Here is a 15,544-nt window from a genome sequence, read left to right as displayed (position 1 = left end):
CGGTCGGGCTCAGCTGGAGGGAACGCCCGGGGCGGGCGGCGCCGACGGCGGGACGGGCGCCGAGGGGACGTCCTCCGGGTGCACCGACTCCGCAGCCGCATCCATCGTCGCCTCCGGCGCCACCGGCGGCTCCTCGACCAGCTCGGCCGCCGCCTGCTCGAACTGCGAGCGGTACAGACGCCAGTAGGCGCCCTCAGCGGCGATGAGCTGCTCGTGCGTGCCCTGTTCGACGATGTCGCCGTGCTCCATCACGAGGATGAGATCCGCGTCGCGGATCGTCGAGAGCCGGTGCGCGATCACGAACGAGGTGCGTCCCTCGCGCAGGGCCGCCATCGCGTGCTGCAGCAACAGCTCGGTGCGGGTGTCGACCGAGCTGGTGGCCTCGTCGAGGATGAGCACCTCGGGTCGCGCGACGAACGCGCGGGCAATCGTGATGAGCTGCTTCTCACCCGCGGACACGTTCGCCGCATCCTCGTCGAGGACCGTGTCGTACCCGTCCGGCAGCGTCTGCACGAACGGATCGACGCGCGTCGCGACGGCGGCTTCGATCACCTCTTCGTCGGTGGCGTCCGCGCGGCCGTAGCGGATGTTCTCGCGGATGGACCCCGCGAACAGCCACGGGTCCTGCAGCACCATGCCGGTGCGCGAACGCACGTCGTTGCGCGTGAGTTCGGCGATGTCCTGGCCGTCGAGCAGGATGCGGCCGCCGTCGAGCTCGTAGAAGCGCATGATCAGGTTGACCAGCGTGGTCTTGCCGGCACCGGTGGGTCCGACGATCGCCACTGTCTGCCCGGGCTCCACCCGGAACGACAGGTCGGTGATGAGCGGCTTGTCGGGCGAGTAGGAGAACGCGACGTTCTGGAACTCGATGACGCCCCGGCCGCCCGCGGGCGCGGGAGCGTCGTCGGCGTCGGGCTCCTGCTCCTCGGCGTCGAGCAGGTCGAACACCCGCTCCGCGGATGCGGTGCCCGACTGGATGACGGCCGCCATCCCGCCCAGCTCCGACAGCGGCTGCGTGAACTGCTGCGAGTACTGGATGAAGGCCTGCACGTCGCCGAGACGCAGCTGCCCCGATGCCACCATCAATGCGCCGAGCACGGCGATGCCCACGTAGGTGAGGTTTCCGACGAACATCATGCCCGGCATGATGATGCCCGACAGGAACTGGGCCCGGAAGCTCGCCCGGTACAGCTCCTCGTTCTCGGCCTGGAACTTCTCGCGCGCATCCGCCTCGCGTCCGTAGACCTTGACGAGCGCGTGCCCGGAGAAGGACTCCTCCACGCGCGCGTTGAGCCGCCCCACCTTGCGCCACTGCAGCGCGAAGGACTTCTGCGACTGCGGACCGATGACGCCGAAGATCACCGCCATGAGCGGCAGCGACACGAGGGCGACGAGCGCGAGCTGCCACGAGATGGAGAACATCATCACGAGCACGCCGACGACCGTCAGCACCGACGTCACCACGGTGGACAGCGACTGCTGCATCGTCTGCGTGATGTTGTCGATGTCGTTCGTGACGCGGGAGATGAGCTCACCGCGCTGCACGCGGTCGAAGTACGACAGCGGCAGACGGTTGATCTTGGCCTCGACGGACTCGCGCAGGCGCCACATCGTGCGCACCATGATCACGTTGATGACGTAGCCCTGGAACCACGTGAGCACGGCGGAGGCGATGTAGATCGCCAGGGCGGCCATGGTGACCACCCGCAGTCGCTCGAAGTCGATACCTGCGCCCACCGCGAAGTTCGGCATGGCCCCGACGATGTTGGCGACGTCGCCCTGCCCCGCTGCCTGGAGCGCGGCCATGACATCGGCCTGCGAGGTGCCGGCCGGGAACTGTCCGCCGAGGCCTGCAGAGACGACACCCTCGAAGATGACGTTGGTCGCCTCGCCGAGAACGCGCGGGGCGATGACGGCCAGCACGACGCCGGCGGCACCCGCCAGGGAGACGAGCGTGAAGGCAAGGGCGTGGGGCTTCAGCAGCCCGATGAGCCGCAGAAAGGACTTGCCGAAGTTCGCGGCCTTGCCAGGTGCGACGGAGTCCCAGCTGCCGGAGCTCTGGCGCGCCTGTTCGGCGAGCTCGAGTTCGAGGCGCTCATCTTCGGTCAGTGCATCGGGCGTGCTCATGCGTCCACCCCCAGCTGCGATTCGACGATCTCTCGATACGTGTCGTTGTCGGCGAGCAACTCTTCGTGCGTGCCCACACCCACCATGCGGCCGCCGTCGAGCACGACGATGCGGTCGGCCCCCGTGACGGTCGAGATCCGCTGCGCGACGACGATCTTGGTGACCTCCGGTAGCCGTTCCCAGAGCGCTTGGCGGAGCCTCGCGTCGGTGCGCAGGTCGAGCGCGGAGAACGAGTCGTCGAACACGAACACGTCGGGGCGGTGCACGATCGCGCGCGCGATCGCGAGGCGCTGACGCTGGCCTCCCGACACGTTCGTGCCGCCCTGCGCGATGGTCGCCTCGAGCCCGCCGGACATCTCCGACACGAAGTCCCTCGCCTGGGCGATCTCGAGCGCGTCCCACAGCTCGTCGTCGCTCGCATCCTCACGGCCGAAGCGAAGGTTGGAGGCGACGGTTCCGCTGAACAGGAACGGACGTTGCGGCACGAGTCCGATGCCCTTCCACAGCAGGTCAAGATCCGCCTCGCGCACATCGACGCCGGCCACCCGTACGGCACCGCCGGTGACGTCGAACAGCCGCGGGATGAGCGAGACGAGGGTGGACTTGCCGGAGCCGGTCGAACCGACGATCGCGACGGTCTCACCCCGCTGCGCGTGGAAGGAGATGCCTTGCAGCACGGGCGCGTTCGCACCGGGATAGCTGAACGACACGTCGTCGAGCTCGAGAGCGCCGGGTGCGGGGAAGACTGTGACGGGCTGCGCCGGTCGGGCGAGGCCGCCCTCGGCGTCGAGCACCTCGCCGATGCGCTCGGCCGACACGGCGGCGCGCGGGATCATGATCGTCATGAAGCTCGCCATGAGCACGCCCATGAGGATCTGCCCGACGTACTGCATGAAGGCGAAGAGCGTTCCGACCTCCACACCACCGGCGTCGATCTGACGACCGCCGAACCAGATCACTCCGACGACCGTGACGTTGAGCACGAGCATCGCGAGCGGGAACAGCAGGACGAAGAGCGACCCCACCTTGCGTCCGATGACCATGATGTCGGTGTTCGCGAGGCGGAAGCGCTCGGCCTCGATCGACTCGCGAACGAACGCGCGCACGACGCGCACGCCGGTCAGCTGCTCGCGCATGACGCGGTTGACGGCGTCCAGCTTCTTCTGGAACTGCCGGAACAGCGGCACCATCCGCGCGATGATGAGTCCCGCCACGAGCAGCAGCGCGGGCACCGCCACGGCGATCAGCCAGCTCAGCCCCACATCCTGCTGCACCGCCATGACGATGCCGCCGATGGCCAGCAGCGGAGCGGTGACGAGCATCGTGGAGCCCATCATCGCGAGCATCTGCACCTGCTGGACGTCATTGGTGTTGCGGGTGATGAGCGAACCCGGGCCGAACTGCGACACCTCGCGCTCCGAGAAGCCGCTGACCTTCTGGAACACGTCGCGACGGATGTCGCGGCCCGCCGACATCGCGGCGCGGGCGGCGAAGAAGGTGGCGATGACGGATGCGGTGATCTGCCCGAGCGAGATCACCAGCATGAGCGTGCCGGTCGACCAGATGTAGCCCGTGTCGCCGCGTGCCACGCCGTTGTCGATGATGTCGGCGTTCAGACGCGGCAGATAGAGCGACGCCATGGCGGAGGCGAACTGGAAGACCAGCAGAGCCAGCAGCCACCAGCGGTAGGGCGCGAGATAACGCAGCAGGAGTTTTACGAGCACGGTGCCTCCCAGGCAGGGCGCGGTTCACACGCCGTGCACAGGTTAGGCCCGTCCTCCGACACCCCGCATCCACCGCCGGGAGGATTTCGCTCAGGGCGTGGACTTCTCCGCCGCGGCGAGCGCCTCACGGGCCGCGGCGAGCTCCTGCTCCAGCCGCGCCACGTCGGCGCGGGTGGCGGGCAGCTGTTCCTGGTGACCCCGGGTGACCCGCTCCATGACCCACGACGAGAAGGTCGCCACGATGAGTCCGACGAGCACGACACCGCCCACCATGAGCGCGACCGCGACGATGCGTCCCGGCACCGTGACGGGGGTGAAGTCGCCGTATCCGACGGCCGTCACCGTGCAGAACGCCCACCACACCGCATCCCCGAAACTCCGGATGTTGCTGCCCGCCGCGTCGCGCTCGACCTCGAGCACGGCGAGCGCCGCTGTCCAGATCAGCAGCAGCGCCGCGGCGATGCCGTACACGAGCATCCTGGCCCGCAGAGAGCTGGCCGCGGTGCGGGTGAAGGAGGAGATGCGTGTCAGCGCGCCCAGCAGACGTATCGGCCGCAGGATCGGCAGCAGCGCCATGGCGAGATCGAACAGGTGCGTGCGGAACCATCGTGCCTTCGGCCGAGCCATCGCCAGGCGCACGAGGTAGTCGCCGATGAACATCACCCAGATGATCGCCATGATCGACGAGGTGATGATCTCGGCGACGCCCGACACCTGGGCGATCACGTGCACCGTCTGGGTGACGATGAGCACGAGGGCCGCGATCGTCAGGGGCCAGTAGGTGAGGCGATCCCACCTGGCGGTGGCCGCGGTCTCACCGCGCGGGTTCACCCCCGCGCGCTGCCGCCGCCCATCCCCGTGCACACCTGCACTCTAGAGCGCACGCGTCCCCTCACACCGCGACGTCGCCGACCAGGTTGACCCGGATGCCCATGGCGTCGAAGGCCGCGGCCTTCGCGATGAGTGCACGGTCGGCCGTCTCGGCATCCGGCGCGTAGACGACCTGCGCGTGGTTCGCCTTGTGTCGGGCCATGAACTGATCGCGGCCGATACCGTGCAGCACGACGTGGGCGATGGGCCACTCCGGGTTCGTCGCCTCCTTGCGTCGTCGGGTCTCCTCCTCGGGCAGCTGGACCGCGCTCGCCCGGAAGATGTCGGCTTGCAGCACGCCCTCGGCGATGAACACGCGCGAGACGACGAGCTCGCCCGGCTTGCTCACGCCGTTGATCGTCGCACCGCCCGCGGGGAAGAAGACGTGTCCCTGACGCCAGCCCTCGGCCTTGTCCCAGCCGCCGAGATGGGATGCGGGCACGGAGCCCGAGATCTCGTAGACCCACACGAACTCGCCGTCGAACTCCTCGCCCCATCGCACGTCGTGCAGCGTGTTGTCGGGCACGAGCCCCATCGCGCGCCACACGCGGTCGGTCACGAGCGCGTCGACCGCGACCCCTTCGTCGGCCTCGTTGAAGTGCGGCAGCGCCCGGCCCGCGTGCAGCTCGCGGCGGCCGTCGCGCGAGAAGACAGGCGGCCGCTCGGTCGTGTTCAGGATGCCCTCGGCGAGATCGGATGCGGGCACGAGGTCCTTGAGGCCCTGCTGGTACTGGATGCCGACCGCATCCAGACCGAAGTCGTCCGCGATGCGCACGGCGGCGATGTACATCTTCAGCTGCCACTGCACCTGCTCGCGGGTGAGCTCGGTCGCGGGGTCCTCGCCGAAGCGGAACGTCATCCCCCGCTCGATCAGCCAGTCGAACGCTGCGTCGGCGTCCGCGTCCGTGACCGCGAGCATCTCGGCGTAAAGCGCGGACTGCGAGAGGCGTTCCTTATAGATGCCGGTCGGGTTCAGCAGCTCGTCGTCGAAGATCGCGTTGTACATGCCCATGCACCCCTCGTCGAAGACGCCGATGATGGCCTTCTGCTCGCGCAGCTGCCGGCCGATCGCCTCGCCGAGCTCTCGCTCCGGGCTCTCCGGCAGCGCGGGCAGCGGCCGCACGTGGGAGGTGTCGTGTGTGATGCGGCCGGTGCGCGTCCACTCGAGAAGCCCCTCGCGGAACCAGTCGTCTGCGAAGTCGACCGACCAGATCGTGGCGTAGGGCGTGCCCATCTTCGTGAGGCCCGCGTTCAGCCCCAGCAGACCCACGAGGCCCGGCCACTCGCCGGCGAAGTTCGCGACCGTGAGGATCGGGCCGCGGTGGGTGCGCAGCCCCGCGAGCACGTGGTGGGAGTACTGCCACACCGCCTCGGCGACGATGAGCGGCGCCTCGGCCGGGATGTTCTTGAACACCTCCATGCCCATGCGCTGGCTCGAAATGAAGCCGTGACCGGTCGCGGGGTCGACGTCGTTGGCCCTGATCACGCTCCAGCCGAGCTCGCCGAGCACGCGCGTCACGGCCGCCTCGAGCTCGACCTGCGCGGGCCAGCCGGCGGTGTTCGCCGACTCGCGCAGGTCGCCCGATGCGATCAGGTACGCGGTGTGCGGCGGCGCCACGAGAGCGGCCGGCGCGGTGGGAAGTGTGTAGGTCATGATCGTTCTCCTTGCAGAGCGGTGAGGATGTCGGCGCGCCGCGGCATCGACGCCGCCGCCCCCGGACGGGTGACGGTGAGAGCGGCCGCAGCGGATGCGGCCTCGAGCGAGGAGTGGAACGTGGCGCCGGCCGCCAGCCAGGCGATCAGGACGCCGGCGAAGGTGTCGCCCGCCCCGGTGGTGTCGACCGCGGCGACCAGGCGGGCGGCGACGGTGGCCGCGACCTCGCCGTCGCGTGCGACGAGCGCGCCCGCGGCACCGAGAGTGACGACGACCGTGCCGGCGGCACGGCTGAGCACGCGGGCCGCGCCCGCCGCATCCGCGTCGCCGCTCAGCGCGGCGGCCTCGTGCTCGTTGACCAGAAGGATGTCGCTCAGCGAGACCAGCTCGTCGATGTGCGACTCGGGCACGGGCGCCGGTGTCAGCACCGTCGTCACGCCGTGTCCGCGAGCCCACCGCATGGCCTCCAGCACCAGCGCGACCGGCCGCTCCAGTTGGACGACGAGGTAGCCGGCACCGGCGATCGCGGCCCGGTCCGAGTCGGACAGCCGGTCGCCCCCGTTCGCCCCCGCGACGACGACAATCGCGTTCTCGCCGTCGTCGGTGACCGTAATGGCGGCGATCCCGGTGGGCTCCGCGCTCGGCACGAGTCCGGATGCGTCGATCCCCTCGGCGAAGAGGAAGCCGCGCAGGCGCCCCCCGAACTCATCCGTGCCGACCGCGCCGAGGAAGCGGACGTTGGCCCCGGCACGCGCGGCGGCGACGGCCTGGTTCAGCCCCTTGCCGCCCGGTCCCGTCGCGAACGACGACCCGCTGACGGTCTCCCCCGGGCGCACCGCGGAGGCGACGCGGACGACGAGGTCCATGTTGGCGCTGCCGAGCACGGCGACCGACGATGCCACGGCAGACTCAGCGGTACGTCGCGATGACGCGCTCGATCTCGGCGAGCGCCGCCTCGTCGGGCTGCACGAGAGCCATGCGGCAGGTACCGTCGGCGATGCCCATGGCCCGGTACGCAGCCTTCATCCGAGCCATGTCCCCGCCGATGACCGACACGATGTCGTCGACCGCCGTCTGGGCGTCGGCGATCGTCTGGGCGTCGCCGGTGTCCGCCGCGGCGGCGAGCGCACGGAACGGCTTGGGCAGCACCGAGGAGACGCCGGAGACGACGCCCTGCGCGCCGACCTCGCCGGCCGCGACGAGATCCTTGTCGGCACCGGTGTAGAGGATGAAGTCATCCGGGACGACCGCGCGGTAGGCGGCGAGCTCGTCGAGACTGAGCTCGCTGACCTTGGCCCCCACCACCGGGCCGAGCTGAGCGAGCCGCGCCAGCAGCTCGGGGCTCACGGTGATGCCGCTGCGTCGCGGGTAGATGTACACGTAGAGGGCGCCGTCGCCGACCGCCTCTGCGACCTGCGCGAAGTAGTCGTACACGGCCGACTCGGCGGCGGGCAGGTAGTAGGGCGTGAGGGCCGCGAACTCGGTGACGCCCGCATCCTTCGCGATCTTCACACGGCGCACGGCCTCGTAGGCGCTCGGCTGGCCGACGTGGGCGATGACGCGCATGCGACCCGCGAGCTCTTCGACCGCGGTGCGGATGAGCTGGGCGAACTCGTCGTCGTCGACCGCGGGGAACTCGCCCGTGGTGCCCAGCACGAAAGCGCCCTCGTTGCCGGACTCGCCGACGTACCGGAAGATCGAGCGGCTGCCGTCGAGATCCAGCGAGCCGTCGGCGCGGAAGCTGGTGGGGATGGCGGTCACGATGTCGCGACGGGTCATGTCGATGCCTTTCGAGAGGATACGGAGCGGGCCGCTCACGCGTAGGAGTTGTTGGCGGTGGGGGTCAGGACCAGCTCGTTGACGCAGACGCGCGCGGGCTGACGGGCGATCCAGGCGACGGCCTCGCCCACGTCGTCGGGCGCGAGCATGAGCGCCCGTGCCTCGGCGGAGGGCGGATTCGGCCGGGTGTCGAGGATGTCGGTGGCCACCTCGCCGGGACACAGGTGCGTGGCGCGGATGCCGTGCAGCCTCTCCTGGGCGTTGAGCGTCTCGGCCATCACCCCGAGCGATGTCTTGCTCATGGCGTAGGCGGCGCCCGCGCCCGGCGAGTGGCGCCAGGCGGCCCACGAGGAGACCAGCACGACGAGTCCCGCACCGGCCGCGCGCATCCCGGGCAGCACCGCGTGGACCGTGCGCACCGCCCCCTGGAGGTTTACGTCCATGACGTGCGCGATGTCGGTCGCCGAGACCTGGTCCCAGAACCGGCGGGCGACGTTCGTGCCCGCGCAGTAGACCAGGGTGTCGATATGGCCGTGGGTCTGGGTGAGACGTTCGGCCGCATCCTGGACCGCGGCGTCGTCGGTGACGTCGAGCACGAGGGCGGATGCGGCGCCGCCGCTCTGGTGGACCCCGTCGAGGGTCGCGTCCAGCTCCGCCGCTCGGCGGCCCGACACGACGACGTGGAAGCCGTCGCCGGCGAGCGCCTGCGCCGCGGCACGGCCGATGCCGGTTCCGCCGCCGACGACCCAGGCGGTGCGTGTTGCCTCGCCCATGTCAGCCCTTGGTCGCGCCGGCGGTCAGGCCGCTGACGACGTAGCGCTGCGCGAACAGAGCCACGATCATGACGGGCACCGTGATGACCACCGCGGCGGCCATGAGCCCGCCCCAGTCCACGGACGCGTAGCTCGTGAAGTTCACGATCGCGACCGGCAGCGTGCGCGTGGACTGGCTGGACAGCACGAGAGCGAACAGGAAGTTGTTCCAACTGAAGATGAACGACAGGATCGACGCGGTCGCGATGCCGGGCAGCGACAGGGGGAGCACGACGCGCACGAAGGCGCCGATCTTGCTCGAGCCGTCGATCTGCGCCGCTTCCTCGAGCTCCGTCGGGATGCCGTCGAAGAAACTCGACATGATCGCCACCACGAGCGGCATCGTCACGAACAGGTGCGTGAGGATCAGCACCGTGTAGCTGCCGACGAGCTGCACCTGCGAGAAGAGGAAGTACCAGGGGATCAGCAGGCTGACACCGGGGATCACGCGCGCCATCAGCAGGAAGCCGGTCGTGCTGCGCACCTTGTACCGGGCGATGCCGTAGGCCGCAGGCACGCCAATCACGAGCGCGAGCAGGGTTGCTCCGACACCGACGAGCAGGCTGTTGCCGATCACCGGCAGGAAGTTCTGCACCGTGAAGACGGTCTCGTAGTTCTTGAGCGTCGGCTCGAACGCGAACATCTTGTCCGGGTTGACGACGTCGAGGTTGCGCTTGAAGCTCGCGAGCAGCATCCACACGAGCGGCACGAGGAAGGCGAGCACGACGAGGACGATTCCGACGACGCGCGCGGTCTGGCCGGCGATGTCGATCGGGCGGAGGGGGCGACGCTTCGGGGCGGCAGCGCGACGGCCGCGACGGCCGACAGGCTGGACGAGGGCGCGGGTCTCACTCATACCCGGGTTCCTTTCTTGCGAAGGATCGCGAGGGCCAGCAGCACCACGACGATCAGCAGGAAGAAGAGGATCAGCAGCGCCGACGCCTTGCCGTACTGCGAGAACTGGAACGCCTGGCCGTAGGCGAGGATGTTGAGCGTCTCGGCCTCGTGGCTCGAACCGCCTCCGATGCCCTTGGTGGCGTAGATGATGTCGAAGGTCTTCATCGCATCGATGGAGCGGAGGATGGCGGCCGCACCGATCACCGGGGCGAGCAGCGGCAGCGTGATGTGGCGGAACCGCTGCCAGGCATTGGCGCCGTCCACGCGTGCCGCTTCGTCGGGCTCTTCCGGCAGGGTCGACAGACCGGCCAGGAGGATGAGGATGACCATCGGCGTCCACTGCCAGACGTCGATGAACACGAGGGTGTTCAACGCGGTCGAGGGGTCGCTCAGCCAGCCTTGACGCGGAAGACCGAGGAACTGCATGACGCTGTTGGCGAAGCCGATGGACGGCTCGAAGATCAGCAGCCACATCATGCCGACGGCGACGGGTGTGGCAACCAGCGGCAGCAGGATGAACACACGCACCAGGCCCTGACCGCGGAAGGTCTTGCGCAGCAGGAGCGCGATCGCCAGGCCCAGGATGAGCTCGATGCCCAGCGCCAGGATCGTGAAGTAGGCGGTGCGGCCGACCGCCGGCCAGAACCGGTCGGTGTCGCCGAGCCAGGTGACGTAGTTGTCGAGGCCGACGAACGAGAAGGGCCGGGTGACGGCGCCCGCCGAGTCGGTGAGGGAGAGAAAGACCGTGTAACCGATCGGGAAGGCGATCAGCAGCGCGATGAACAGCACCGACGGGACGATCAGGATCCACTTCAGACGAGCGTCGATCCAGTTGAGAGCGCGGTTGCCGAACGTCGACCTGCGCGCGGTGAGCGAGGACACGGAGCCTCCTTGGTCCGGGTGGTCCCGGGCGGCGAGCGCCGCCCGGGACCGTGAGATCACTTCTCGGAGTCGAGCAGTTCCTGGAACTGCGTGTTCGCGGTCTTGGCGGCCTCTGCGACGTCGCCTCCCTCGATCGCGGTGATGGCGGGACCGCCGACGATCTCTCGGGCCGCGGCGACCTGCTCGAGCTGGGGCCGGTCGTGTCCGACGCCGTGGTCGCCCACGTTCTGGATGATCTCGACGAGACCCGCGGGGAAGGATGCGGTGGCCTCGGCATCGTTCCAGGCCGACTCACGCGCGCCGGGAACCGTCTCGTTCGCCAGCAGCCACTTGGTGTTCTCCTCGTTGGTCACCCACTTGATGAACTCCCACGCGGCTTCCTTCTTCTTGGAGAAGGCGTTGATGCCGACGGTCTGCGGGACGATGTTGTAGAACTTCGAGCCGGCCGGCCCCTCGGGGAACTGCGCGAAGCCGACCGTGTCGACGACGGCGCTGTTGTCCGCATCCAGGAAGGTGTACGCCTGGCTGTCGGCGTCGATGTAGAACGCCGCCTTGCCCTGCGCGAACAGCGCGGACGCTTCGACCCAGCCCATGTTGGTGGCTCCGGGAGGGCCCGACTCGCGCAGCAGGTCGCCGTAGAACTCGTAGGCCTTCTTCGCCTCCGGGGTGTCGACGCTGGCGTTGCCGTCCTCGTCCTGGAAGTCGCCGCCGAAGCTGTAGAGGAACGACGACAGCTGCGTGACCAGGGGCACGCGGGAGCCGCGCATGGCGATCCCGTACATCCCGTTGTCCGGGTCGTTGAGGGCCGCGGCCGCCGACTTCAGCTCGTCGAGGGTCTTGGGCACGGGGATACCGGCGGCCTCGAGCAGGTCGGTGCGGTAGTACACGATCTGACGCTCGGTCATGACGGGGACGCCGTAGACGACACCGTCGAGCTCCACCGCGTCGCGGGCGGCGGACTGGAAGTCCTCCCAGTTCCAGTCGGCGTCGCTTTCGACCTGCTCGGTCATGTCGGTGAGCCAGCCGTTGCGCGAGAACTCGCGCATGACGTCCTGCACCTGGAAGGCCATGACGTCGAAGTCGGCGGACTGGGCGTTGAGCTTGACCTTGTAGTTGTCGTTGAGCTGCTCGTTGCCGTACGCCTCGATGTTGACCTTGACGCCGGTTTCCTGCTCGTACTGGGTGCCGAGGGTCTTCAGACCTTCGACCCAGGGGCTGTTGGCGGCGACGACGGTGATCTCGGAGACGTCGGCGGAATCGCCCGCGTCGCCTGTGCCGCTGGCGCAGGCGGTGAGGCCGAGGGCTGCGACGGCCCCGGCGGCGATACCGATGACCAGCCGACGGGGTCTGCGTGTCGTGAACATCGTTGTTCCTTTCAGGAGGTGGGTGGTGCGTGGGGTTCGGGTCAGAAGGCGAGGGCGGCGGGCACACGGCCCGCGAAGACGTCGACGATGGCCTGCGCGGTGGCGAGACCGATGCGCTCGTATGCCTCCGCACTGTCGGCGGCGGCGTGGGGAGCGACGACGACGTTGGGGAAGGAGAAGAGCGGGTTGTCGGCGGCGACGGGCTCCACCTCGAACACGTCCAGTCCTACCCCGCCGATGTGGCCGGAGGCGAGTCCGCGCACGAGCGCGGCCTCGTCGACCAGGCCGCCGCGACTCGTGTTGATCAGCAGGGTGCCGGGACGCATCGCGGCGATCAGCTCGTCATCGACGGTGTGGTGCGTTTCGGGGGTGTGCGGCGCGTGCACCGAGACGATGTCGACGTCGCGCACGACATCTGCGACGCGGTCGACGAGACGCACGCCGAGACGCTCGGCCGCCTGTCGGTCGGCGAACGGGTCGAACGCCACGATGTCGACGTCGAAGCCGGCGAGGCGGCGTGCGACGGTCTGCGCGATGGCGCCGAAGCCGATGAGACCGATGCTCTTGCCTGCGAGCTCGCGGCCGACGTAGCGATCCCATCGACCGTTCTTCGTCGCCGCATCCAGCTCGGGGATGCGGCGCAGCAGGGCGAGCATGAAGCCGATCGCCAGTTCGGCGACCGCTGCGGCGTTGCCGCCGGGCACGTTCACGACGCGGATGTCACGGGCGCGGGCGGCCTCGAGGTCGATGTTGTCGAGGCCCACACCGAGGCGGGAGATGATCTGCAGCCGGTCGGCGCGATCGAGTGCCGCGGCGTCGTAGACCTCGACGCCCGCGACCGCCGCATCCGCATCCGCAATGCGTGCGTGGAGCTCCTCGGCCGTCCACGGCACGGTGGACTCGTTCTCGACGAGCGTGAAGCCGTGCTCGAGCAGCAGCGCGCGGCCGGAGGCGCACAGGGCCGGGTAACGGACCGGTCCGACGATGACGGTGCGACCTGCACCCACCGGTGCGATCGAATCGTGTCCTGCCATCTGGGAGCCCCTCCTCGAAACGGGTCAGGGCTGCTCCAGGCGGAGCGACCGGTCACCGTTGAACGATCTGTTTTCTGTTAACAGTCAACATAGGACAGCGAGTGGGCCGTGTCAAATACCCGCGGCGCGGTATCGACGACGTAGCCGTCAGTGCGCGGCGTCGGGAAGGCTGCGCAGGGCGTCGCGCACGTGGCCCTTGGCCAGCGTCAGATGCAGGTGCAGGCGCTTCACGGCGGCGTCGGCATCTCCGGTGCGGATGACATCGAGAAAGCCCTGATGATCGGCGGTTGCCGAGGCGATGTCGCTCGTGTCGCTCAGCTCGAAGAGGATGGCGAAGATGCGCTGATACGGACGCCACGCCTCCATGAGCCGACGGTTGCGCGCGTTGACGTAGAAGCTCGTGTGGAACTGCATGTCCGCATCCGCGAAACGCTCGCCGTCATTGCTCTCGGCGGCGGCGGCCATGTCGTCGACGATCGCCTGGACCCGGTCCCAGTCCTTCGAACTGGCATTGGCGATGGCGAGGCGGATGGCGAGGGACTCGAGCACCTCGCGCAGCATGTACAGCTCTTCGATGTCGGTCATGCCGACCGCGCGCGTGTAGATGCGCTTACGGCGGTCCTCGACCAGGCCCTCCGCCTCCAGGTGTCGCAAGGCGTCTCGCACGGGGCCGCGGCTGACGTCGAACCGCGTCGCCAGCGCGTCCTCGGCGAGGTGCGTGTCGGCGGGGATGATCCCCTTGATGATCTCGACGCGAAGACGATGGGCTATCTGGTCACCCATCGCAAGGGGGCGGAGATCGGACACGAGCACCTCACTGTCGTCGGTTAACAGTCAGCGTTGCACCGCGCTTGTGCGCGGGTCAAATCGCCGCGCGGACCAATCAGTCCGCGGGCGGCAGCTCGCGCCGGGGTCTCCAGACCACGATCTCGGTTGCGCGACGCACGCGTGTGCCCGAGCGCAGCGGGACGACGGAACCCGAAGGGCCGGCAGCGAACACGCGCGCTCCAGGCCGGCGATCGAGCTCGGCGCGCATGGCGTTCTCGAGGTCGCGCACACGGCCGTGAAGCTCACGCACGCGGTTCTCGAGCTCGATGATGCGGGCGATGGCGGGAAGGCTCATGCCGTCCGCCGACAGCCGCGACACTTCGCGCAGCTGTTCGATGTGACGCACCGAGTATCGGCGCGAGCCGCCCTTGGTGCGTCCCGGTACGACCAGGCCCAATCGGTCGTACTGACGCAGTGTCTGCGGGTGCATGCCGGCGAGTTCCGCGGCCGTCGCGATCGCGAACACCGGCGCCTCATCGTCGATCTCGTTCTCGTCCATCCCGCTCACCTCCTTGCCCCGATCATCTCGTCACCGCGGGTGCGCATCCGCGTTCGGATGCGCACCCGCGGGTCATTCGTCAGTTGCGCGCCTTGGCCATCAGCTCGGCGCGCGGGTTCTCCTTGGGTTCGAGCTCCTGGAAGCGCTCGAGCGCCTCCTTGGCTGCGTCGTCGAGATGGGCGGGAACCGCCACCTGCACCTCGGCGAGCAGATCGCCCGTGCCCTTCTGGGTGTGGACGCCGCGCCCCTTGACCCTCAGGACACGGCCGGACGGCGTGCCCGGAGCGACCCGCAGGCGCACCGGGTCGCCACCCAGGGTGGGGACCTCGATCGTCGCGCCGAGCACGGCCTCGGTGAAGGTGATCGGCACCGTCAGGCGCAGGTTGAGTCCGTCGCGCGTGAAGACGGGATGCGGCCGCACCGAGACCTGCACGACGATGTCGCCGGCCTCGCCGCCGTCGGGCGAGGGACGCCCGCGACCGCGCAGTCGGATCTTCTGCCCGTCGGCGACACCGGCGGGGATCTTCACCTTGAACGGCTTGCCGTCCTCGCCCTGGAGCGTGATCGTCTCGCCGCCCACGGCCGTCGCGAAGTCGAGCGTCGTCCGCGCGGTGACGTCGGCACCCTTGGTGGGTCCGCCGAAGCCTCGATAGCCGCCCGAGGTCTGACCGAAGCGGCCCGACCCGAACGAGCTCGAGCCGCCGCGGTCGAACATCGTGAAGAAGTCCTCGAAGCCGCCCGCGTCGAACTGGCTACCGCCGCGACCCTGGCCGAATCGCGAGAACACGTCCTCGAAGCCGCCGGCACCCGCGCCGCCCGCCGTGAAGCGAGCGCCCGAGCCCATGGCGCGCATCTGGTCGTACTCCTCGCGCTGCTCCTTGTCGCTGAGCACCGAGTACGCCTCGCTGATCTCCTTGAAGCGCGCCTCGGCCGCCGCATCCCCGGGGTTCGAATCCGGGTGGTATTGGCGGGCGAGCTTGCGGTACGTCTTCTTCAGGTCGGCGTCGGAGACGTCCTTCGCGACGCCCAGCACCGCGTAGAAGTCCTTGTCGAACCAGTCTTGACTGGCCACGT

Annotated in this window: 14 protein-coding genes; all 14 read right to left on the bottom strand. The window is 69.1% G+C overall.

Features of this window, described 5'->3' with window-relative positions:
- Positions 1 to 9 precede the first annotated feature (9 nt).
- Positions 10 to 2,127: an ABC transporter ATP-binding protein gene (locus KYX17_RS07780; protein ID WP_243226407.1), complete on the bottom strand. Its 2,118-nt coding sequence runs from the start codon at positions 2,125 to 2,127 to the stop codon at positions 10 to 12.
- Positions 2,124 to 3,851: an ABC transporter ATP-binding protein gene (locus KYX17_RS07775; protein WP_243226406.1), complete on the bottom strand. Its 1,728-nt coding sequence runs from the start codon at positions 3,849 to 3,851 to the stop codon at positions 2,124 to 2,126. Before KYX17_RS07775 ends, KYX17_RS07780 begins: the two co-directional genes overlap by 4 nt.
- Positions 3,852 to 3,941: 90 nt before the next feature.
- Positions 3,942 to 4,715, bottom strand: a complete 774-nt coding sequence (locus tag KYX17_RS31735; RefSeq protein WP_243226405.1) for a potassium channel family protein — start codon at positions 4,713 to 4,715, stop codon at positions 3,942 to 3,944.
- Between the two features lie 28 nt (positions 4,716 to 4,743).
- Positions 4,744 to 6,375, bottom strand: coding sequence for a fucose isomerase (locus KYX17_RS07765; RefSeq protein ID WP_243226404.1), 1,632 nt, complete (start codon positions 6,373 to 6,375; stop codon positions 4,744 to 4,746).
- On the bottom strand, positions 6,372 to 7,277 hold the full coding sequence (locus tag KYX17_RS07760; RefSeq protein ID WP_243226403.1) for a ribokinase: 906 nt from the start codon (positions 7,275 to 7,277) through the stop codon (positions 6,372 to 6,374). The genes KYX17_RS07765 and KYX17_RS07760 overlap by 4 nt, the downstream gene beginning before the upstream one ends.
- Positions 7,278 to 7,284: 7 nt before the next feature.
- Positions 7,285 to 8,154 carry a dihydrodipicolinate synthase family protein gene (locus KYX17_RS07755; RefSeq protein ID WP_243226402.1) on the bottom strand — a complete coding sequence of 290 codons (870 nt, stop codon included), beginning with the start codon at positions 8,152 to 8,154 and terminating at the stop codon, positions 7,285 to 7,287.
- 35 nt (positions 8,155 to 8,189) lie between these two features.
- Positions 8,190 to 8,927 carry an SDR family oxidoreductase gene (locus KYX17_RS07750; RefSeq protein ID WP_243226401.1) on the bottom strand — a complete coding sequence of 246 codons (738 nt, stop codon included), beginning with the start codon at positions 8,925 to 8,927 and terminating at the stop codon, positions 8,190 to 8,192.
- Between the two features lies 1 nt (position 8,928).
- Positions 8,929 to 9,822: a carbohydrate ABC transporter permease gene (locus KYX17_RS07745; protein ID WP_243226400.1), complete on the bottom strand. Its 894-nt coding sequence runs from the start codon at positions 9,820 to 9,822 to the stop codon at positions 8,929 to 8,931.
- On the bottom strand, positions 9,819 to 10,745 hold the full coding sequence (locus KYX17_RS07740; protein WP_243226399.1) for a carbohydrate ABC transporter permease: 927 nt from the start codon (positions 10,743 to 10,745) through the stop codon (positions 9,819 to 9,821). The genes KYX17_RS07745 and KYX17_RS07740 overlap by 4 nt, the downstream gene beginning before the upstream one ends.
- A gap of 56 nt (positions 10,746 to 10,801) precedes the next feature.
- Entirely contained in the window at positions 10,802 to 12,109 is a 1,308-nt protein-coding gene (locus tag KYX17_RS07735; protein WP_243226397.1) for a sugar ABC transporter substrate-binding protein, read from the bottom strand.
- A gap of 41 nt (positions 12,110 to 12,150) precedes the next feature.
- Entirely contained in the window at positions 12,151 to 13,143 is a 993-nt protein-coding gene (locus KYX17_RS07730; RefSeq protein ID WP_243226396.1) for a phosphoglycerate dehydrogenase, read from the bottom strand.
- A 147-nt stretch (positions 13,144 to 13,290) separates the two neighbouring features.
- Positions 13,291 to 13,950 (bottom strand): GntR family transcriptional regulator, encoded by a 660-nt coding sequence (locus KYX17_RS07725; RefSeq protein WP_137418626.1) that lies wholly within the window; start codon positions 13,948 to 13,950, stop codon positions 13,291 to 13,293.
- Between the two features lie 76 nt (positions 13,951 to 14,026).
- Complete coding sequence (locus tag KYX17_RS07720; protein WP_243226395.1) at positions 14,027 to 14,470, bottom strand: heat shock protein transcriptional repressor HspR; 444 nt, start codon at positions 14,468 to 14,470, stop codon at positions 14,027 to 14,029.
- 79 nt (positions 14,471 to 14,549) lie between these two features.
- Positions 14,550 to 15,542, bottom strand: a complete 993-nt coding sequence (locus KYX17_RS07715; RefSeq protein ID WP_137418620.1) for a DnaJ C-terminal domain-containing protein — start codon at positions 15,540 to 15,542, stop codon at positions 14,550 to 14,552.
- Between the last annotated feature and the right edge of the window lie 2 nt (positions 15,543 to 15,544).

This window comes from Microbacterium sp. CIAB417 (assembly GCF_022788845.1).
The sequence above is the reverse complement of the archived record's forward strand: the minus strand, read 5'-3'. Positions and strand labels throughout refer to the sequence as shown.

Coding starts and splice junctions, on each gene's coding strand:
- KYX17_RS07780 (WP_243226407.1), bottom strand. CDS start 2,127: ATGAGCACGCCCGATGCACTGACCGAAGATGAGCGCCTCGAACTCGAG.
- KYX17_RS07765 (WP_243226404.1), bottom strand. CDS start 6,375: ATGACCTACACACTTCCCACCGCGCCGGCCGCTCTCGTGGCGCCGCCG.
- KYX17_RS07755 (WP_243226402.1), bottom strand. CDS start 8,154: ATGACCCGTCGCGACATCGTGACCGCCATCCCCACCAGCTTCCGCGCC.
- KYX17_RS07750 (WP_243226401.1), bottom strand. CDS start 8,927: ATGGGCGAGGCAACACGCACCGCCTGGGTCGTCGGCGGCGGAACCGGC.
- KYX17_RS07745 (WP_243226400.1), bottom strand. CDS start 9,822: ATGAGTGAGACCCGCGCCCTCGTCCAGCCTGTCGGCCGTCGCGGCCGT.
- KYX17_RS07735 (WP_243226397.1), bottom strand. CDS start 12,109: ATGTTCACGACACGCAGACCCCGTCGGCTGGTCATCGGTATCGCCGCC.
- KYX17_RS07730 (WP_243226396.1), bottom strand. CDS start 13,143: ATGGCAGGACACGATTCGATCGCACCGGTGGGTGCAGGTCGCACCGTC.
- KYX17_RS07720 (WP_243226395.1), bottom strand. CDS start 14,470: ATGGACGAGAACGAGATCGACGATGAGGCGCCGGTGTTCGCGATCGCG.